This window comes from Asaia bogorensis NBRC 16594 (assembly GCF_001547995.1).
In the GTDB taxonomy this organism is placed as follows: Bacteria; Pseudomonadota; Alphaproteobacteria; order Acetobacterales; family Acetobacteraceae; genus Asaia; species Asaia bogorensis.
Window position 1 is genome coordinate 1,169,097 of the sequence record NZ_AP014690.1, and the last position, 17,639, is coordinate 1,186,735.

The window sequence follows — 17,639 nt, forward strand, 5'->3', positions numbered from 1 at the left end:
TTTACCCATCGGGTTGTTTTTTTTCGGATTAGTCCCCCCCCAGGCCACATTGTCCGGGCTTTCTGACCGAATCATCGCATGTGGGGTAGAAATGGCTACCCCGACATTCGCAGTCCTGCAGCTGTGTCAGGTCCTTTCCATCATGTAACGGTATGCTTTAGGCTGCCTGTGATTTGCATGAAGGAAATGGCTCATGAAGCGCATCTTGATGGCGATGACCTCGCTTGTCTGCACGACCCTCCTACCTCCCGTGGTCGGTCAGGCCCTCGCCCAGACGGGGGTAACGGCTGAGCCCTCAGGCAAGGATGTGCCGTCCCGCGCTTTACTGGAGCAGGTTCAGGGGCAGCAGGCGCTCGATTGGGTCAAGGCCCAGAACAGCCGTAGCGCAGGGCTCCTGCAGTCCGATAAGCGCTATCAGAAATTCTACGATGATGTGCTTGCGGTCGAGCAGGCGCCGGGACGCCTGACCCTACCCGAGCAATCGGGAGGCAAGTTGTGGAATTACTGGCAGGATGCCAGCCATCCCAAGGGAATTTGGCGGGTGACCTCGCCAGCCTCTTTCGCCAAGGCGGAGCCTGACTGGACGACGATGCTCGATATCGACGCCCTGTCACGCGATGAAAAGCACGACTGGGTATTCCAGGGCGCGGATTGCCTCGAGCCCGATGCGACGCGCTGCCTCGTCACGCTGTCGCTGTCGGGTGAGGACGCTGCCTCCTACCGCGAGTTCGACACCCAGACGCGTCGTTTCGTGCCCGATGGCTTCGATCTTCCCCACTCCAAGCAGCGCGTGGCGTGGCTCGACCGCGACACGCTTCTGGTATCGCGTGACTGGGGGGCGGGCTCCATGACGCACTCAGGCTATCCATTCAGCGTGCGTCTCGTGAAAAGGGGTGAACCTCTCTCGGCAGCGAGGGAGATCTATCGCGGGCAGGAAAGCGACATGATTGTCGAGCCCCAGGTGCTGCATGACGAGACCGGCAAGCGTATCGCCATCATTCAGCGTAATCTCGACTTCTTCCGCAGCGAATATCGTGTTTATGACCCTGCCACCGGGACGCTGAGGCAGATCGCCCTGCCTGAAAAGATCGGTTATCTCGGCTTCTATGCAGGCAAGCTGATCATACGCCTCGATCAGGACTGGAATGTTGGCGGGCACTTCTCTCGTGGCAGCATTGTCGCTGTCGACCCTGCAGCATCCAATAAAGCGCCAGCCCTGGTTTTCAAGCCCGAGGCCAGCGAAACGACAACCGATATCGGCGTCACGTCCAAAGGGATTATCGCGGTGGTTTATCGCGATGTGCATCCCTCCGTGCGGCTTTACACGCCCTCTGCAAAAGAGAGCGGCTGGAAGGAGAAGTACTACGTCCTGCCACGCATGAGCTCAGCGACCCTGCAATCGTCGTCAGCCTCTGTCAGCTACGCGTATCTCAAGGTTGAAGGTTATATCATCCCGCCTGAGCTCTGGAGTTTCGATACCGACACGGGCAAGTCCCAGAAGGTCAAGACGACCCCCGCACTGTTCGATACCAAGGGGCTGCGAACCGAGCAGTTCTGGGCAAAATCCAGTGATGGTGTCGATATCCCCTATTTCGTGACCCACCGCCGGGACTGGAAGCTGGACGGACATAACCCCGTGCTTTTCACCGCTTATGGTGGTTTCGATCTCTCCTACCTGCCGACCTATTATGCCGATATCGGCAAGACCTGGCTGGAGCGTGGCGGCGTTTATGTGGTCGGCAATATTCGCGGCGGCGGCGAGTTCGGCCCAGCCTGGCACGAGGCGGGGATGAAATCGGGCCGTCAGCATGCCTATGATGATTTTGCGGCGATTGGGCGCGATCTGGCCAAACGCGAGATTGCTGATCGCGAGCACCTCGCCATACGCGGGCGCTCAAATGGTGGCCTGTTGATGGGGGTGGAATTCACCCAGCATCCGGAACTGTGGAAGGCCGTCATCATTGGTGTACCGCTGCTGGATATGGAGAATTTCGAGACGATGGCGGCTGGCGCGTCCTGGGCGGCGGAGTATGGCCATATGAGCGTACCGCAGGAGCGCAAATTTCTTGAGGGAATATCGCCGTTGCAGCATTTGAAGAAAGACGTGTCCTACCCGGTACCGTTCATCTTCACTTCCACCAAGGATGACCGCGTGGGCCCCGTTCATGCGCGTCTCTTCGCCGCCCGTCTGCAGGAGCTGTGCAAGCCGTTCTTCTATTACGAGGACACGGAAGGCGGTCATGCCGGGACAGTCAACGCCCGGGAAATTGCTCATGAACGGGCATTGGAGGCTGTCTACCTGTCAAAGAGCCTCATGGATCAGGACCCCGCCTTCAAACACTGAGAGCCTGATGCCTGCCCAGCGCCCGAGCCTGCGGCAGGTATGATCCATGGATGGCAGGCGAGGGAAGCTTTCCCTCGCCAAGGGTCTCTTATGGTGACGCTGGCCAGCGTCAGGCCGGATCGGGAAACAGTCCGGCGAAAGGTGAGGCGGGGCAATGCTAGTCCCCGGGAAGCAGGCACAAAAAAACCGCCGTGAAAACGGCGGTTGTTCTGTTTGCCGGTTCGGCAGGCTGATCAGAAGCCTTCACGCTCCAGGCGCTTGCGCTCCATCTTGCGTGCACGACGAACCGCTTCGGCCGCTTCACGAGCGCGACGCTCGGAGGGCTTTTCGAAGTGGCGACGCAGCTTCATCTCGCGGAAAACGCCTTCGCGCTGCATCTTTTTCTTGAGCGCCTTGAGCGCCTGATCAACATTGTTGTCACGAACCAGAACCTGCACGGGTCTGCCATCTCCTGTCCGACCATGAAGATCATGGTCTGTTTGTAAATGCGATGCCAGGAACGCGATACCGATGGCAGAGCGTTCCAGAGAGGCCAGCGCCTTAGCACAAGTTTTGAAGGGGACACAAACGGTTTGAGCAGTATCGCCCGAAAATTATTCATGTCACCATGCGACAGGGTGCGGGAACTATTCCCGCGAATAGAAGGCTGTGTGCAGAAATGGCGTTGCTGAAAATTGCGCGTATGGGGCATCCGGTATTGCTTCAGCGAGCGCAACCGGTTGAAGACGTTCATTCTTTATCGGTCAGGCAACTGGTTTTAGACATGATCGAAACGATGCTTGATTCGCGTGGCGCCGGGCTTGCCGCCCCGCAGGTTCACAAATCATTGCGCTTGTTCGTTTATCACGTGCCTGAGGGGCGATGTGGCCCCAATGAAGCGCCGATTCCACCGCGCGTGCTGATCAATCCCGAGATCATGCCTCTGGGCGAGGAGATGATGCAGTGCACGGAAGGATGTCTTTCTCTCCCGCTATTGCGGGGTGTCGTGCCACGCCATGCTGCCGTTGCCTATCGTGGTCTGGATCTTGATGGCTCGGTGATTCAGGGAGAAGCGCGTGGGTTCCACGCCAACGTCCTGCAGCACGAATATGATCACCTTGATGGTATTCTCTACACCATGCGCATGACTGATTTCGCGAGCTTTGGCTATGCCGAGGAATTCGCCATACCTCGTGACAGTGAGGGCTAGTTGATGTCCGTCCTGCGTATGCAGCGAGATGCTCCTGGCCAAGCGCATCTTTATCTCCGTGAAGAGCAGATCCGGCTCACCTACGAGGCCATGCTTCTGGCCTGGCGCGAGTTGAGCGCAACCTGTGAACCGCTTCAGCGTGACAACCAGCTGGGCTCGGCCCACCATCGGGTGATGTTTCTGGTTTCGACCCATCAGGGCCTGACCATGAGCGCGCTGCTGCGACGTCTCAATATCACCAAGCAAAGTCTCAACCGCGTCCTGCAGGAACTCATGGCCCGCGGCCTGATTGAGCAACGCGCTGATGAGCATGACAGGAGACTCAAGCATCTCCATCTGACGCAGCAGGGGGCGGCCATCGAGGAGGAAATCTTCGTGGCCCTGCGTGACCGCATGACGCTGGCCTATCGTGCTGCCGGAGGGCAGGCTGTCGAGGGGTTCAGGCGCGTGCTGGCCACCCTTCAAGGCGAAGGCGGCGTACCATGACCGGAATGCCGGATATGAGGGCAGGAAAGGCGTCAGACGCGGTGCCGGGCAAAACGGGTGACACGACGATATCCGGGGGTGGTATGGGCGAGACCAGATCAGCAGAGGGTAAATCGCAAGGGGGTGTTGGTCATGGTGCCCATATCCTTGTGGTGGATGATGACGCACGCCTCCTTCGCCTGTTGCAGCGCTTTCTGACCGAGGCCGGGTTTCGTATCACCACGGCGGTTGATGCCGAGGCGGCGCGCAAGATCCTGGCTGTCACCCAGCCCGATGCGATGGTGGCGGATATCAACATGCCCGGTGAAGATGGCTTGAGCCTGACTCGCTGGCTGCGCGAAAACGGCCAGGTCTGGCCCATCATTCTTCTGACTGCGCGTGGCGAGCCTGCGGACCGCATCATCGGTCTCGAATCCGGCGCGGATGATTATCTGGGCAAGCCTTTCGAACCCCGTGAACTCTTGCTCAGGCTGCAGGCGCATCTACGCCGCCATGTTCCACGCCCTATCGGCACGCCGCGCCTGCTACGGCTTGGGCGGCTCGAATTCGACACAGGTCGCGGGCTCCTTACTGGGCCGGAAGGTATTGTGCATCTTACAAGCGGCGAGGCAGCTCTGCTGGGTGTGCTGACCCGCGTACCCGGAGAAATCCTGTCGCGCGAGGCCATTGCAGAGGCACTGGGCATGGATGAGATTGGCGAACGTGCCGTCGATGTGCAGGTTACGCGCCTGCGCCGCCGGATTGAGCCGGACCAGAAGGAGCCGCGCTTTCTCCAGACAGTCAGAGGCAAGGGTTACGTGCTGAAGCCGGGAAGCTGAGGCTGGCATGAAAGCCGCCCGGATGCTTGAGCGCGTGGTTCGCCGGCTTTTGCCGCGCTCTTTTCAGGGCCGGTCGCTCCTGATCGTGCTCATGCCGCTACTGATCACCCAGATTGTGGCCTTGCAGCTCTTTTACGGCAACTATTTGAACGTCGTGTCGCGCCGTCTGGCCGACAGTGTGGTGTCGGATCTCGCCTATATCAGGGATTCGGTCGAGCATGTGCCGGGGCAGCAGGACTGGATTCTGCATCAGGCCCGCTGGCGCACGCAGCTTGTCATTGCCTTTCATCCCGGTGCACGGCTGACCGATGCGCCCGCGCCCTTCGTGCTGGGCCCGATGGATGAGGACCTGACGAATGCCGTGCGTCGGGTATTCGATGCCCCGTGTTACATCGACTGGAACGCCACGAGACAGAGTGTGCGGCTCGATATCCCTCTGCATGACGGCGTGCTTGAGGTGATTGTCCCGCGCAAGCGGCTGGATGTTGGGCCCATATGGCTGTTCGTAGCGTGGGAGGTTGGAAGCGCCATCCTGCTGTTCATGGTCGCTGGTCTCTTTATCGGTCGGCAGGTTCGTGCCGTCAGACGGCTGGCAAAGGCCGCAGAGAATTTCGGACTGGGGCGCGATGACGGACCGATCCATCCGCAGGGCGCGCTGGAGATACGCAAGGCCGCGCTCGCCTTCAATCGTATGCAGGCACGGGTCAACCGTTTTGTGACGCATCGGACGGCGGTTCTCGCTGGCGTTTCGCATGATTTGCGCACACCTCTGACGCGGCTGCGCCTGACATTGGCCATGATGCCTATCGAGGGCACGGTCGAGGCACAGGAGCTGCGTCCTGACATCGAGGATATGGTTGCTGACATTGCCGAGATGGAACGCCTGATTGGCAGTTATCTCTCCTTTGCCCGGGGGGAGGGCGAGGAGGACCCCGTTCCGACCGATCTGCTCGCCCTGCTGCGCGATGTCGCGGCGGCAACGACGCGGGCTGGAGGCGATGTGCTTGCCATCCATGCCGAACAGAGCCTGACGGTGCCTGTGCGCCCGGATGCGATGCGGCGTGTATTGATCAATCTGGCGGAGAACGCACGTCGCCATGGCGGGCGTATGATGTTCGCGCTGCGTCAGACCGGGCGCATGGTGGAAATTACCATCGACGATGACGGGCCGGGTATTGCGCAATCACGACGTAAGGATGTGTTTCGGGCCTTCAGCAGCACGGCGGGCCCGGAGGGCGGAAGCGGGCTGGGCCTCACGATCGCGCGTGACATTATGGCCGCACATGGGGGGAGCGTGGTGCTGCGGAACAGTCCACTCGGTGGCCTTCGAGTCATGCTCAAACTGCCGCAATAGGGATCTTCTTCCCGGCGAGGCGCAATGCCTGAAGAGCGGAGCTCAAATCGGATCCGGCGAAGAGCCCCTGCGCAACGAAAGGGCCCGGTCCCACAAGTGGAAGCCTCATGAAAAAACCGGCATCGCGTGAGGGCGAAGCCGGTTTATCAAAAGGCGATACCGTCCCAGCGCTCTCGCAGGGCCAGTTAGGCGATTGGGGTGATCAGGGAAGCGAGTTGCCTGTTCCACCATGACCCGTGCCCACACCGGCACCCAGCGGACCCTGTGTGCCGCCAAATGTGCTGCCCATGTTGCTCATGGGGTTGTAGCGGCCCACATTGCCCAGCAGCTGCTGCAGGACGTTGACCTTGGTGCCCGGCGTCGGGGTCGTCTCGCCGACCATGCCGACATTATAGCCGTTCTTGCGGTGCAGCGTGTCCATGCGGCGCAGGACGCCGGTGGTGTCAAACGCCAGAACCAGAACGTTCTGCTTGGTCACACGAGGAAAGCCCAAAGGCTGGGGCACGGTCACCATCGAGACGTAGAACCAGGTATTGTCGTCAAAGGTCGCATGGGCGGTCGGTGAGCCGAGGATATCGGTCACGTCGTTGCGTGTGCTGGTTCCCGGTACGAGCTGCGAGTAGTCGTCCTTTTCGATCAGCGAGCCACGATTCTGGGGAATCGGGCTGAAAACCGAGCAGCCCGCCAGGGCGAGGGGCGCGATGCAGAGCAGGGCGCGCGCGAGGCCCGCATGCGATTTCTGCCGCTGGGAGGTCTTCTGGGAGGCGCTCTTCATGGCGGGTTATGTCGTCCTGCAGTGATCGTGAAATAATCCGGGCGATCTTCTCGGATTGGTGGGAACATCATTTCACCAACGTCGATAGGACCATCAGGCTCTTCTATATTGCGGAGAGCGACGTTAAGGCAATTCGGAAAAGGAAGCCCGCTCCCGGGTTTTTGCCAGCAGCATGTCAGGAAGGCAGCATGACAGACAGCAACGACCCGAAATTCTCCCGTGCTGAGTCCGTGGCTGCGGTTACGGCGTCTCCGGAGTTTTCCCGCCGCCTTGTGATCAACCGCATCGGTCATGACGGCATGGCAGAGACGATCAAGGCCAACGAGGCCGAGTGCCGCAAACTGGCCAAAAGGCTCGATATCCCGGCCATCCACGCCTTGAACTGCCGGTTTCGCATCATTCCGGAACCGGGCGATCATTTCGTGCTCGAAGGGGTGCTGACCGCCCATGTGGCGCTCGAATGTGTCATCACGGGCGAAACATTCGAGGATGCCCTCAACGAATCCTTCGCCGTGCGCATGGTGCCGGCGCGCCGCTTTTCCGAGGACAGCGCCTCGGATCTCGAGGCGATTGACGAAATTCCGTATGAGGGCAACGCGCTTGACCTAGGGGAGGTCGCCTCGGAGCAACTGGCGCTGATGCTACCGTCCTATCCTCGCAAGCCCGGTGCCGCGCTCGAAAATGCGGTTGACGAAGCCCCACGGGAGACGGCAGAGGAAGCAGCTGAAGAGGAAGGCGGCCGACCTAACCCGTTCGGTGCCCTCGCTGGACTGTCTTTGAGTAAAAAAAAGACAGATCTGAGCTAGAATTGAACAGGATGCTTGCGACCCGGCCTAGGGTCTGCTAGAGCCGCCCGCCTGATCATAGTGAACAGCATCGTTATCTGCTGAGGCCGAATGGCGGCCGAAGGCAGGGACGATCTAAGAAGAAAGAGGCTCCCGCCATGGCCGTCCCCAAAAGAAAGACCACGCCGTCCCGCATGGGCATGCGTCGCAGCCATCACGCCCTGACCGTTCAGGCTCACGCCGAATGCAGCAACTGTGGTGAACTGAAGCGCCCGCATCACGTGTGCGCCCATTGCGGTCATTATGACGGTCGTGAAGTCGTGGCTTCCGGCAAGACGCTGAAGACGACCGTTCGCGTTTGAGGCTCGATCGGGTCGACCCCCTTCGGGTCGGCTCGTCTTGTTCAAAATAAGACGCGGGGCGGAGCATGACTGACCTAGATGCGCCGGCCAGCCAGGCTGCGCCTTATAGTTTGGCCATTGATGCGATGGGTGGGGATCATGCCCCAGAAATCGTTCTGGCTGGTTTGGATCGCGCTGCCGATCGACATCCCACAGCAAAAATTCTGCTTGTTGGTGACGAGGCTATCTTGCGCCCTCAGCTGGCGCGCTACGCCAAGGCGCAGCGCATCTGCGAGATCCGCCACGCGCCTTCTTCCATCTCGATGGAAATGAAGCCCACAGCGGCTTTGCGCCTGCGTGACTCGTCGTTGCGTATGGCGATCGACGCCGTAGCATCGGGCGAGGCAGGTGGTGTTGTGTCGGCTGGCAATAGCGGCGCTATGCTGGCTCTTGCCAAGATTGTTCTCAAAACCCTCCCCGGTATCACGCGGCCTGCCATGGCAGCAGTCAACCCGTCTGCCCGCGGCGACGTGGTGATGCTGGACCTTGGCGCCAATATTGCCTGTGATACGCGCAATCTGGTCGAGTTTGCCGTGATGGGCGAGGCCTTCGCCAAGGCGGTTCTGGGTTTGCCCGCACCGAGTATCGGTCTGCTGAATGTCGGTGCCGAGGAACTCAAGGGTGACGAGCGTCTGCGTGCCGCGGCCGATATTCTGCGCGAATCGCCGCTTGCGGCCCAGTTTCACGGGTTTGTCGAAGGTCACGACATCACCGCGGGGACGACCGACGTGGTCGTGACCGACGGGTTTTCCGGCAATATTGCGCTCAAGACAGGCGAGGGCGCGCTCAAACTTGTCTCGATGCTGCTGCAGCGCGTTTTCAAGACCAGCCTGCTGACCCGTATCGGTTACCTTCTTGTGCGTCCCGGGCTGGAGCGCATGAAGGAATGGATCGATCCGCGACGGTATAACGGCGCGGTATTTGTCGGCCTCAACGGTATCGTCGTGAAGTCGCATGGCGGCGCCGATGCCGAAGGATTCGCGGCAGCCATTGATGTTGCGATGGATGCCGTAACCCACTCCATTAACGAGAAGATCCGCGAGCGTCTGCGCCAGGTCGAAGCCCTTATGGCGGCGAATGTCGAGACCGAACTCGCCACCTCTCCCAGCGCTGCCTGAGGGGCGCGCTGAGGAAGCCGCCGGTGCTGGCCTGAGTGCTTGACCGGTATCATTCAAGAGGAAGACACATGTCCCTGCGCGCGCGACTGACCGGGTTTGGCAGCTATCTGCCGAAGCAGGTTGTCACCAATGCCGATCTTGCCGAGCGTATCGAGACCTCTGACGAATGGATCCGCACGCGCACCGGTATCGCCCAGCGCCATATCGCCAGCGGGGATGAAAATGCCGTCAGCATGGCCGTGGCAGCAGCACGGGCCGCCATCGATTATGCTGGCGGCGATTCGACCGATATCGGCGCGGTGATTGTGGCTACAGCGACGCCGGATCAGACCTTTCCCGCGACAGCAGTGCGTGTGCAGGCCGAACTGGGGCTGAGTAGCGGTTTCGCATTCGACCTGACGGCTGCCTGCTCGGGTTTTGTCTATGCGCTGGCGACGGCAGAGGCGTTTATTCGCAGCGGTCAGGTCCGCAAGGCGCTTGTCATTGGTTCGGAAGTCTATTCGCGGATTCTCGACTGGGAAGATCGCACGACCTGTGTGCTGTTTGGTGATGGTGCAGGCGCAGTCCTTCTGGAAGCGACCGAAGAAGACGGCGTTGGTATCCTCTCGACCCATCTGCACAGTGATGGCGCCCATGGCGATATCCTTTTCGTCGATGGTCCCTCCACACCGTCGCCTGTTCTGCATATGCAGGGCCGTGAAGTTTTCCGTCATGCGGTCGCCAAGCTCTCTTCGGTGGTGGATGAAGCCCTTGCCCTTCATGGGCTGAGCGGGCAGGACATTGCGTGGCTGGTGCCTCATCAGGCCAATCTGCGCATCATCGAGGGCATGGCCAAGAAGCTTGCCCTCCCGCTTGAACGTGTGGTCGTGACGGTTGACCGCCATGCCAACACGTCAGCGGCTTCCATTCCGCTAGCGCTGGATGAAGCCATGCGTGACGGGCGTATCCGCAAGGGTGATCTCGTACTGCTTGAGGCACTTGGCGGCGGTCTGACCTGGGGATCAGCGCTTCTGCGCATGTAAAGCGCAAAGCGCACTCTCACACTTCACTGATTTGATTGACCTTCATTACTCTCATGATACGGTGGTGTCATGACAACGGTGACACGCGCGCAAATCGCAGAGCATATCTACAGTGAGGTTGGACTGTCCCGGCACGAGTCCGCCGATCTGCTCGAGAGCGTTCTCGAACTGATCGCTGCGCGCCTCGAGAAGGGGGAGACGGTCAAGCTGAGTGGATTCGGAACCTTCTCCGTTCGCCAGAAAGGCCGACGTGTCGGCCGTAATCCAAAGACCGGCATCGAAGTGCCTATTCTACCGCGCTCGGTGCTGGTGTTTCGGCCCAGCCAGATCCTGCGCGCCGTTGTGAATGGCGAATCGACCGAAGGGCTGGTCAGCGAAAGCGATGATTCATGACGACGAGTTTTCCTGTGGCGTCCGTATTGGGCGGCCCGGAAGAGCGGACAGATTTTGACCGTCTGGTAAAAGGCCCGAATGCCTATCGCACAATCAGCGAAGTGGCAGACGAGCTTCATGTGCCGCAGCACGTGCTGCGTTTCTGGGAGACGCGTTTCCCCGAGGTCAAGCCGCTCAAGCGTGGCGGCGGGCGACGCTATTACAGCCCGTCTGATATCGAGATCCTGCGCCATATCACCGATCTGCTCTATGTCCAGGGCTATACGATCAAAGGCGTACAGCGCGTGCTCAAGGAGCAGCTTGCGGGGGTTGATACAGTCCTTGCCCCGGCCCTGGTGGCGGGATCTGGCACGGAACCCGGTGCCGCTGCGACCTCTGATGAAGCGGCCCGTAGCTCATTTGAGATACCGGCATTCCAGGCTCCTGAGCCTGAGCCTGAGCCTGAGCCGGCGCATCTGGCGCATCATCCCGAGGGTGATGCCGTAATGGATGTGGGGCATGCGATGCCAGAGGAGTCGGAGGATCTTGATGGGCCGGAGGCTGCACAGGGTCCAGCCGATGCCCATAGTTCCGATTCTGAGTGCGACGCAGGCGCTGAGGACCTTCGCGATAGCCTCTCTGAGCCTGTCGAGAGCCACGAGCCGATAATCCTTGATCCGGGCGAGGAAACCAGCGGTCTTCCGGTTGTGGCCGCATCAGAGATAGCTTCTGCCGCGCCGGATCCTGTCGTGACGCAGCCCGCTGCTTCGTCGGATATGGATGGGGCGCTCGTTACAATTCTTCAGGATGAGCTTGAGGGGCTGCGCAAGGAGCAGGGGCGCTGGAAGCAGGAGCGGCGCGCCCTGCGTCTGGCGTTGGAAGACGTGCTGGGCGAGCTCGACAGCCTGCGCGAGATGCTGCCCACCGCATGAAAAAGCGTTTCCCTGCAAAAACCTGCATTCAGGTGCTTGCAGGGAAAGTCCCTCGCTGCTAAACGGCCTTTACCGCAGGACTGACGGGCAGTAGCGCAGCCTGGTAGCGCATCAGTCTGGGGGACTGGGGGTCGTGGGTTCGAATCCCGCCTGCCCGATATCGTCCTGTCCTGCGGTACTCTCTCCTAGAAAAACAAGATCAGTCACGCAGAGTATCGCCTGCAGTGTTCCCTCGATTTCATCGTGTCTTTTTCACTCGAAGTCTGGCCTAGGCAATCGCACGTTCGATGAATTGCCAGAGAGGCCTCGCGCCATACGGGGTGATGCTATTGTTCGTTAGTCTGGCCCTGACAACGCAGGGGAGAGGCCGGTGAGTTGCGCCGCGCGATTGGCGGCGCAACGACGCGTCAATACGCCTCGTCTTTAAGGACGACTTCAGAGTCGGAACTCCAGATTCGCCAGAGTAGGTGAACGGCCGCCATGATCGCAGGGCCAAGGAACAGGCCCAGCAGGCCCCAGGTTTCCACACCGCCGAGGATACCCAAAAGCACCCAGAGGAATGGCATTTGCGTGCTGCCGCCAATCAGGGCAGGGCGGATGAAGTGGTCGGCGACAAAGATGACAATGGCGCCCAGCGCGACAATCACGAGCCCTGCAATCATCTTGCCTTGAATGATGATCAGGAGTGCTGCCAGCACGACTGTAGGCAGGCCGAGGAAGGGGATCATGGCGGCAACCCCGGTCAGCAGTGCGAAGAGCAAGGGTTGTGGCGTATCGGTCAGCACATAGGCGACGCCCATCACCAGCCCCTCACCAAGCCCAACCAGAACCAGCCCTGCGACTGTGCCGTGCACAGACGAGATCATCTGACGGGCGAGTTTCTCGCCGCGCTGGCCGAATGTGCGGTTGGAAACCACCAGAACGCGATGGATGATATCGGCGCCGTCTCGTAGCAGGAAGAACAGGGTCAGGATGGAGAACAGGAACAGCGTGGCTCTCTTGGCCACCTGCGTCGTAACCTGACGCGTCACGGCCATACCGTGATTGGCATCGACCGAATGGAACAATCTGTTCAGATGCTCGGGATTGACCAGATTATTCTGCCACCATCGCGCAACCTGTGCCCGCTCGAACGGCAGATCGTTCAGCCATTCCGGCATGGGAATGCCTGTATGGCGGACCTCATCGATCCAGTGGAGGGCGCTCTGCGCTTCTTCGGCTGCCTTGTAACCCACCAGACTGAGCGGGATCAGGAAGATGAGCGCGATTGCCGCCGTGAAAAGCATCGGAAGCCATTCGGTACGGCCGAACCGAGCCTCGGTACGCTTGTAGAGCGGCCAAGACGCAATGGCGAACACGCACCCCCAGAGCAGCGCCGGCAGGAAGTTCTTGAGCGTGAATAGCGCGAGCGCAATGAAGAAAAACCCGAGGAGGCCGCGTGAGCGTCTTTGTCCCCGGCCAACCGGTGACCCTGTTACAGCCTCTTCCGGAAGATCGTCCTCTGCCGCACAGTCCTGACCCTTGTTTCTGTCGCCGGTCGGGCTGTTTGGTGGCATGGCGTTCTGGTCGGTCATCATTGTCCTCAACCTCGGCGTACCGCCTCGGATTTAATATTTTGGGCATGACAGCACAGCGTGACGCCTTGCGAAGGGTCATTCTGTGCCGTGGTCCTGCGTGTCATTACCGGCAAGTCCAGGCTGCGCGTCAATAACGCAATTTGGACTCGGGTGTTCTAAGGGCCGAGCGAACCCTCAGAAAGAGGCACAGCCCGAGTGGATGAACGCGCCGACCGATTGCTGGTTGAACCGTTTCCTGTAGGCGTCACGAATAGCGGCAAGAGCAGGGGCAAGCGTTGCTGCTCTTGGTGTGAGGATCCATATCAGCCGGGCTGGCTCATGTGTCACGCTGCCTCCAGGCCCGTCTTGCCACTGCCCTTGTGCCTCGACAACGGAGAGCCCCGCAGGAAAACGGGGCGTGACTTCCCTTGCCAGGAAATCAGACCATTCAGATGCGGTAATGGCCCGACCGCCCGGCTCGGTGAGGCCGAAAGCCAGCGTTATGGAGAGCATTTCGTGGCTGTTGCTCAGGATGTTCTGGGCCATGCAGGCGGAGATCGGCATGGCTGGCTTGCCGGGTGAGGGCGAGCTGCATCCGGTAAGCCCAATAAAAAAAACCAGCAGCGCCAAGCGGCTGACACGACCAGCCCATCCCGACACGGTGAAATCATGACCTGACCCGTTTCTACGGGGCGACAGTCCGATATGTCGGAGCATGAAAGCGGGGCGCATCGCTTTCGGTGTCAGCGCTGATCGAGGGCGCGGCGCAAAAATGCGCTGTCAGCCTCGGAAAACAGGCCGCGACGGATAAACAGGTCGATCAGCACCAGATTGACGTTGAACTTGATGTCGTGGGTGTCGCGCACCAGACGAAACACGGTGTCGATGGGCATGAGTTCGAAGAAGGCGACTTCGCCATCGACGGGCTGCGGGATGAAATCCTCAGGCAGGGTGAGGTCATAGCAGAAAAGCGTATCCTGACGCAGTCCTTCCGGGCGTGCCATAGCATAGCGCAGCGTTGCTACTGGGTGTGCCTTGGCTGCCAGTTCGGGTGGTATCGCGGCTTCCTCTCCCGCTTCCTTGATGAGCGCCTCAAGCGGGGTTAGGCCAGTGCAGATGCCGCCCGCAGCAAGGTGATCAAGCTTGCCGGGGTCGAGGCGCTTGTTCTGCGCTCTATGGCCCATCCAGAGATAAAGACCGTCTGCTTTCTTGACCAGACCGTTCAGATGCACGCCAGCCGCCGTGCAGCCGAGGAGGGGCAGGGCCCCGCGATCGATCTGGCCAATGACCTCGCCGCCCTCGTCGAACACGTCAAAGAGCTCGTGATGAGGTCTGTAAAGCCCCCTATCAGCCAATTCGACCCCTAGAGGCTGGAGGGCGGCGCCATCGGGCACACGAAAGACCTCATACCCCCTATCGTCGGAGGCATAGCCAAGGGCCGCGAGGGCCTCGAAAACCTTCGGATCGGCAAGACCGAAGCGCCTGTCGCCGGCCAGGACAGGCCGCCGCCCGCCGGGCAGAATGGCGGTCTGGCAGCTTTTGATGTGGTCGAGAAACGGGGCGAGGCTGTCTGAAGTCATGAAAGGCGCAACTCTCTTGTCTGAATGACAACGATATCGCGTATCACCGTCTGATTGCAAAACGCCGGGCGCATGCTCAGGTTGGGCGCATGAACCTTCCTCCTTCCCGTCCTGTGGCCCGCCCTCTCGCCCTGCCTCTGGCCTTATCGAGCCTTTTGCGTGCCTGGCGTCTCGTTCTTTCACACGACATACGATTCTTCCGTATCGGGATGGGGCTCACTCTGGCGCTGCTGGTTGCCGAGCGTCTTTGTATTCTGGGCACGCCCTACATGTTCAGTCGTCTTGTCGCGCATTATGCGACGGCGGATCTGCGTGTGGTCGTGCCGGCCGGGCTCATACTGGGCTATGGCGGGCTAATTTTTTTCCGCAGTGTGTTTTCTGCCTTGCAGGAGCTTGTGTATCAGCCCGTTGGGCAGCGTTTGCAGGCGCTGACCGCGCAGGCGGCGTTTCGTCACCTGCTGGACTTGCCATATCGCTTCCATCGTGACCGTCAGACCGGTGCCCTGACCCGCTCGATCGAGCGGGGATCGGAGGCGGCCGATACGCTTTTGCGGCTTGCGCTGTTTAACATCCTACCGGCCATTCTCGACACCGGGCTGACAGTGGCGGTCGTCTTTCATTTTCTTGGCGGGCGCTATGCCTGCGTCATTCTTGTCGCGTTGCTCAGCTATATCATTCTGGCGCAATGGTTCGTTCGCCAGCGGGTTCGTGCCCGGCGTCAGCGTAACGAGGCCAATGGCAAGGCCCAGCATTTCCTTCTCGATTCCCTGCTGAATTTCGAGGCCGTGCGTCATTTCGCCAATGAGCCACATGAATATGCCCGATACGAGCAGGCACGGCGGGAGCAGGAGAAGGCAAGCCTGCGCATGACATTTGTCGCAGGCTTATCTTCCGTCAGTCAGAACGCCATGATTGCCCTGGCCACATTGGCGATCTTTTTCATGGCCGGGCGGGATCTGGCGACGGGCAACCTCGATGTGGCGGCTTTCGTGCTGATCGGCACTTATCTGCGTACCCTCTATCAGGCCATTATCTCGCTCAATCTCGTTTATGCGGGCTGGCGCAATGCCTGTGTTGATCTGGAGCATCTGACCGACCTCATGGACGAAGCACCGCGCCCTGCATTGCCTTCGCCGGAACGCGAAGGTGAGGCGAGGGGGCCTGCCTCACTCGCGTTCGATAGTGTCAGTTTCGACTATGACGGACGCGAGATCCTGCATGCCCTGTCGTTTCGGGCGGGGCCGGGGGAGACCATTGCCCTGGTCGGTCCGACCGGGGCTGGAAAATCGACAATTGCGCGCCTCATCCTTGGTGCCTATGCGCCAGCCAGCGGTCAGATCCTGCTTGATGGTCAGAACCTTGGCTCTATACCGCCAGTCGCCCTGCACAGGATGATCGGTGTGGTGCCTCAGGACACGCAACTCTTCAACGATACGATCGGCTACAACATTGCTTATGGCCAGCTCGATGCCACGCAGGCGGAAATCGAGGAGGCCGCGCGTTTGGCGCAGATCCATGATTTCATCGAAGGGCTTGAGAACGGGTATGAGACGCTTGTCGGTGAGCGAGGACTGAAACTCTCGGGGGGCGAGCGACAGCGTATTGCTCTGGCGCGTATCATTCTGCGCAAGCCCAGACTTCTGCTGTTGGACGAGGCAACGAGTGCGCTGGATACGGGCACCGAACTGCGGCTTATGGACGCCCTGCGCCGCGTGACGTCGCGCCAGACGACCATTGCCATCGCCCATCGTCTCTCCACCATACGCCACGCGACGCGCATACTGGTTATCGAGGCCGGCAGGATCGTCGAGGAAGGCACGCACGAGAGCTTGATGGCCCGTCAGGGGGCTTATTTCGATATGGTGTCCAACCAATCCGGGCCAGAGGCCTAGTTTTCCCGGGCGGCCTTCCCTACGTGAGGGGCAAGGATACGAAGCAACCACAAGGAGAACGCCCATGACCAAGCCGGCTGATGACCTCGCCCAGGATTTCCGCCCCGATCAGGCCGTGGAAGAGGATATTCGCGAGCAGGCGGCTCATGAGGTGTCAGGCGACCCGGAAGGTGTCGAGATTCCTGAGGAGCTTCGTCAGTGCGGCGTCGTGATCGACAAGGCGATCGGTTATCTGGTCGAGCAGAACCTGCCGACCGAACTCATCGCGTCGGCGCTGCTTGGCGGATCGATGGGCGTGCTGGCGCGGACAACCGATGCCGAAACGATGGTTCGCATGCTCCAGACGGCTATAGACAGCGTCCGATCGGGTGAACTGCTCTGTGCGGACGCCTTTTCCGACGGTGAATGACCGGTTTGGGTCGCTTTCGGCTTGACGGGAGCGGGGGGCTCCGTCATAAGCCGCGCCTTAACGCATCGTCGTATGCCGGGAGTGGTCTCGGCGATCATATTACTACCGAGGATCAAGTCCATGTCACGCCGCTGCCAAATCACGGGCAAGGGTGTGCTGACGGGCAACAACGTCAGCCACGCCAACAACAAGACCCGTCGCCGTTTCCTGCCCAACCTGCAGGAAATCACCCTTCTGTCCGACATTCTGGGCACGGGCGTTCGTCTGCGTCTCTCCACGCAGGGCATCCGTACGGTTGAGCATAATGGCGGTCTGGACTCGTTCCTGATCAGCACGCCGAACCGCAAGCTCCCGGTCGAGGCTCAGGTCATCAAGCGCCGCATCCTGCGCGCTCAGGAAAGCAAGGCCGCTCAGACCGCCTGAGTCTGACGGCGCCAGCCTGACGCTTCGGCGGAAAAGGCTGGCTGCAACAAAATTGGCCTTGAAAACGTGGTCGGGTTGTTTCATTCAGCCTCTCGATCACAAGGCCCACTTGGTCGGTCCGGCTTCGACGTATTTCTTACCGGGTTTCTTCGGAAAAAGCGTCGATCTGTGACGGCCACGGCA

19 protein-coding genes and 1 tRNA gene are annotated in these 17,639 nt (G+C 60.2%); 15 read left to right on the forward strand and 5 right to left on the reverse strand.

The window, feature by feature from the left end:
* Window positions 1–193: 193 nt before the first annotated feature.
* Window positions 194–2,344 carry a prolyl oligopeptidase family serine peptidase gene (locus Asbog_RS05225; protein WP_231944658.1) on the forward strand — a complete coding sequence of 717 codons (2,151 nt, stop codon included), beginning with the start codon at window positions 194–196 and terminating at the stop codon, window positions 2,342–2,344.
* A 233-nt stretch (window positions 2,345–2,577) separates the two neighbouring features.
* Here the strand turns inward: Asbog_RS05225 and rpsU are convergent, their stop codons facing one another.
* A complete protein-coding gene (gene rpsU, locus Asbog_RS05230) occupies window positions 2,578–2,781 on the reverse strand; it encodes a 30S ribosomal protein S21 (RefSeq protein ID WP_007283570.1) in 204 nt (67 codons plus the stop codon).
* Between the two features lie 221 nt (window positions 2,782–3,002).
* Here rpsU and def point away from each other — a divergent pair, with 221 nt between their 5' ends.
* From def to Asbog_RS05250, 4 genes are all read left to right on the forward strand, one after another.
* A complete protein-coding gene (gene def / locus Asbog_RS05235; protein WP_062164329.1) occupies window positions 3,003–3,533 on the forward strand; it encodes a peptide deformylase in 531 nt (176 codons plus the stop codon).
* 3 nt (window positions 3,534–3,536) lie between these two features.
* Window positions 3,537–4,019 carry a MarR family winged helix-turn-helix transcriptional regulator gene (locus Asbog_RS05240; RefSeq protein WP_062164331.1) on the forward strand — a complete coding sequence of 161 codons (483 nt, stop codon included), beginning with the start codon at window positions 3,537–3,539 and terminating at the stop codon, window positions 4,017–4,019.
* 83 nt (window positions 4,020–4,102) lie between these two features.
* The gene (locus Asbog_RS05245; RefSeq protein WP_023977530.1) at window positions 4,103–4,837 is read left to right on the forward strand and encodes a response regulator; all 735 of its coding nucleotides are present in this window, start codon (window positions 4,103–4,105) and stop codon (window positions 4,835–4,837) included.
* Between the two features lie 7 nt (window positions 4,838–4,844).
* Window positions 4,845–6,191, forward strand: coding sequence for an ATP-binding protein (locus Asbog_RS05250; RefSeq protein WP_062164334.1), 1,347 nt, complete (start codon window positions 4,845–4,847; stop codon window positions 6,189–6,191).
* A 202-nt stretch (window positions 6,192–6,393) separates the two neighbouring features.
* On the opposite strand, the gene Asbog_RS05255 is transcribed toward Asbog_RS05250, so the two are convergent.
* On the reverse strand, window positions 6,394–6,966 hold the full coding sequence (locus Asbog_RS05255; protein ID WP_062164336.1) for an outer membrane protein assembly factor BamE: 573 nt from the start codon (window positions 6,964–6,966) through the stop codon (window positions 6,394–6,396).
* A 188-nt stretch (window positions 6,967–7,154) separates the two neighbouring features.
* Between Asbog_RS05255 and Asbog_RS05260 the strand changes: the two genes are divergently transcribed.
* The 7 genes from Asbog_RS05260 to Asbog_RS05290 all read left to right on the forward strand — a co-directional run bounded on the left by Asbog_RS05260 (window position 7,155) and on the right by Asbog_RS05290 (window position 11,754).
* Complete coding sequence (locus Asbog_RS05260) at window positions 7,155–7,772, forward strand: DUF177 domain-containing protein (protein WP_083510719.1); 618 nt, start codon at window positions 7,155–7,157, stop codon at window positions 7,770–7,772.
* Window positions 7,773–7,909: 137 nt separating this feature from the next.
* A complete protein-coding gene (rpmF, locus tag Asbog_RS05265; RefSeq protein ID WP_023977526.1) occupies window positions 7,910–8,113 on the forward strand; it encodes a 50S ribosomal protein L32 in 204 nt (67 codons plus the stop codon).
* 65 nt (window positions 8,114–8,178) lie between these two features.
* Entirely contained in the window at window positions 8,179–9,270 is a 1,092-nt protein-coding gene (gene plsX / locus Asbog_RS05270; protein WP_023977525.1) for a phosphate acyltransferase PlsX, read from the forward strand.
* 68 nt (window positions 9,271–9,338) lie between these two features.
* On the forward strand, window positions 9,339–10,292 hold the full coding sequence (locus tag Asbog_RS05275) for a beta-ketoacyl-ACP synthase III (RefSeq protein ID WP_062164338.1): 954 nt from the start codon (window positions 9,339–9,341) through the stop codon (window positions 10,290–10,292).
* A gap of 69 nt (window positions 10,293–10,361) precedes the next feature.
* Window positions 10,362–10,685: an integration host factor subunit alpha gene (locus Asbog_RS05280; RefSeq protein WP_023977523.1), complete on the forward strand. Its 324-nt coding sequence runs from the start codon at window positions 10,362–10,364 to the stop codon at window positions 10,683–10,685.
* A complete protein-coding gene (locus Asbog_RS14665; protein ID WP_083510720.1) occupies window positions 10,682–11,596 on the forward strand; it encodes a MerR family transcriptional regulator in 915 nt (304 codons plus the stop codon). The genes Asbog_RS05280 and Asbog_RS14665 overlap by 4 nt, the downstream gene beginning before the upstream one ends.
* An 84-nt stretch (window positions 11,597–11,680) precedes the next feature.
* Window positions 11,681–11,754 (forward strand) — tRNA-Pro (locus tag Asbog_RS05290).
* A 249-nt stretch (window positions 11,755–12,003) separates the two neighbouring features.
* Here Asbog_RS05290 and Asbog_RS05295 read toward each other — a convergent pair.
* The 3 genes from Asbog_RS05295 to Asbog_RS05305 form a co-directional block, all read right to left on the reverse strand.
* Window positions 12,004–13,170, reverse strand: coding sequence for an AI-2E family transporter (locus tag Asbog_RS05295; RefSeq protein WP_083510952.1), 1,167 nt, complete (start codon window positions 13,168–13,170; stop codon window positions 12,004–12,006).
* A 177-nt stretch (window positions 13,171–13,347) separates the two neighbouring features.
* A complete protein-coding gene (locus Asbog_RS05300) occupies window positions 13,348–13,812 on the reverse strand; it encodes a DUF3574 domain-containing protein (RefSeq protein ID WP_062164340.1) in 465 nt (154 codons plus the stop codon).
* Between the two features lie 83 nt (window positions 13,813–13,895).
* Entirely contained in the window at window positions 13,896–14,732 is an 837-nt protein-coding gene (locus Asbog_RS05305) for an NUDIX hydrolase (RefSeq protein ID WP_062164342.1), read from the reverse strand.
* An 89-nt stretch (window positions 14,733–14,821) separates the two neighbouring features.
* On the opposite strand from Asbog_RS05305, the gene Asbog_RS05310 reads away from it, so the two are divergent.
* The 3 genes from Asbog_RS05310 to rpmB all read left to right on the forward strand — a co-directional run bounded on the left by Asbog_RS05310 (window position 14,822) and on the right by rpmB (window position 17,456).
* Window positions 14,822–16,624 carry an ABCB family ABC transporter ATP-binding protein/permease gene (locus Asbog_RS05310; protein WP_083510722.1) on the forward strand — a complete coding sequence of 601 codons (1,803 nt, stop codon included), beginning with the start codon at window positions 14,822–14,824 and terminating at the stop codon, window positions 16,622–16,624.
* Window positions 16,625–16,688: 64 nt separating this feature from the next.
* Window positions 16,689–17,033 carry a hypothetical protein gene (locus Asbog_RS05315; protein ID WP_231944660.1) on the forward strand — a complete coding sequence of 115 codons (345 nt, stop codon included), beginning with the start codon at window positions 16,689–16,691 and terminating at the stop codon, window positions 17,031–17,033.
* Window positions 17,034–17,153: 120 nt separating this feature from the next.
* Complete coding sequence (rpmB, locus tag Asbog_RS05320) at window positions 17,154–17,456, forward strand: 50S ribosomal protein L28 (RefSeq protein ID WP_023977516.1); 303 nt, start codon at window positions 17,154–17,156, stop codon at window positions 17,454–17,456.
* The last annotated feature ends 183 nt before the right edge of the window (window positions 17,457–17,639 follow it).

Bases quoted from the DNA above. Each gene is read 5' to 3' on its own strand.
- Asbog_RS05225 (WP_231944658.1), top strand. From the start codon at position 194: ATGAAGCGCATCTTGATGGCGATGACCTCGCTTGTCTGCACGACCCTC.
- def (WP_062164329.1), top strand. From the start codon at position 3,003: ATGGCGTTGCTGAAAATTGCGCGTATGGGGCATCCGGTATTGCTTCAG.
- Asbog_RS05240 (WP_062164331.1), top strand. From the start codon at position 3,537: ATGTCCGTCCTGCGTATGCAGCGAGATGCTCCTGGCCAAGCGCATCTT.
- Asbog_RS05245 (WP_023977530.1), top strand. From the start codon at position 4,103: ATGGGCGAGACCAGATCAGCAGAGGGTAAATCGCAAGGGGGTGTTGGT.
- Asbog_RS05250 (WP_062164334.1), top strand. From the start codon at position 4,845: ATGAAAGCCGCCCGGATGCTTGAGCGCGTGGTTCGCCGGCTTTTGCCG.
- Asbog_RS05255 (WP_062164336.1), bottom strand. From the start codon at position 6,966: ATGAAGAGCGCCTCCCAGAAGACCTCCCAGCGGCAGAAATCGCATGCG.
- Asbog_RS05260 (WP_083510719.1), top strand. From the start codon at position 7,155: ATGACAGACAGCAACGACCCGAAATTCTCCCGTGCTGAGTCCGTGGCT.
- rpmF (WP_023977526.1), top strand. From the start codon at position 7,910: ATGGCCGTCCCCAAAAGAAAGACCACGCCGTCCCGCATGGGCATGCGT.
- plsX (WP_023977525.1), top strand. From the start codon at position 8,179: ATGACTGACCTAGATGCGCCGGCCAGCCAGGCTGCGCCTTATAGTTTG.
- Asbog_RS05275 (WP_062164338.1), top strand. From the start codon at position 9,339: ATGTCCCTGCGCGCGCGACTGACCGGGTTTGGCAGCTATCTGCCGAAG.
- Asbog_RS05280 (WP_023977523.1), top strand. From the start codon at position 10,362: ATGACAACGGTGACACGCGCGCAAATCGCAGAGCATATCTACAGTGAG.
- Asbog_RS14665 (WP_083510720.1), top strand. From the start codon at position 10,682: ATGACGACGAGTTTTCCTGTGGCGTCCGTATTGGGCGGCCCGGAAGAG.
- Asbog_RS05295 (WP_083510952.1), bottom strand. From the start codon at position 13,170: ATGACCGACCAGAACGCCATGCCACCAAACAGCCCGACCGGCGACAGA.
- Asbog_RS05305 (WP_062164342.1), bottom strand. From the start codon at position 14,732: ATGACTTCAGACAGCCTCGCCCCGTTTCTCGACCACATCAAAAGCTGC.
- Asbog_RS05310 (WP_083510722.1), top strand. From the start codon at position 14,822: ATGAACCTTCCTCCTTCCCGTCCTGTGGCCCGCCCTCTCGCCCTGCCT.
- Asbog_RS05315 (WP_231944660.1), top strand. From the start codon at position 16,689: ATGACCAAGCCGGCTGATGACCTCGCCCAGGATTTCCGCCCCGATCAG.
- rpmB (WP_023977516.1), top strand. From the start codon at position 17,154: ATGTCACGCCGCTGCCAAATCACGGGCAAGGGTGTGCTGACGGGCAAC.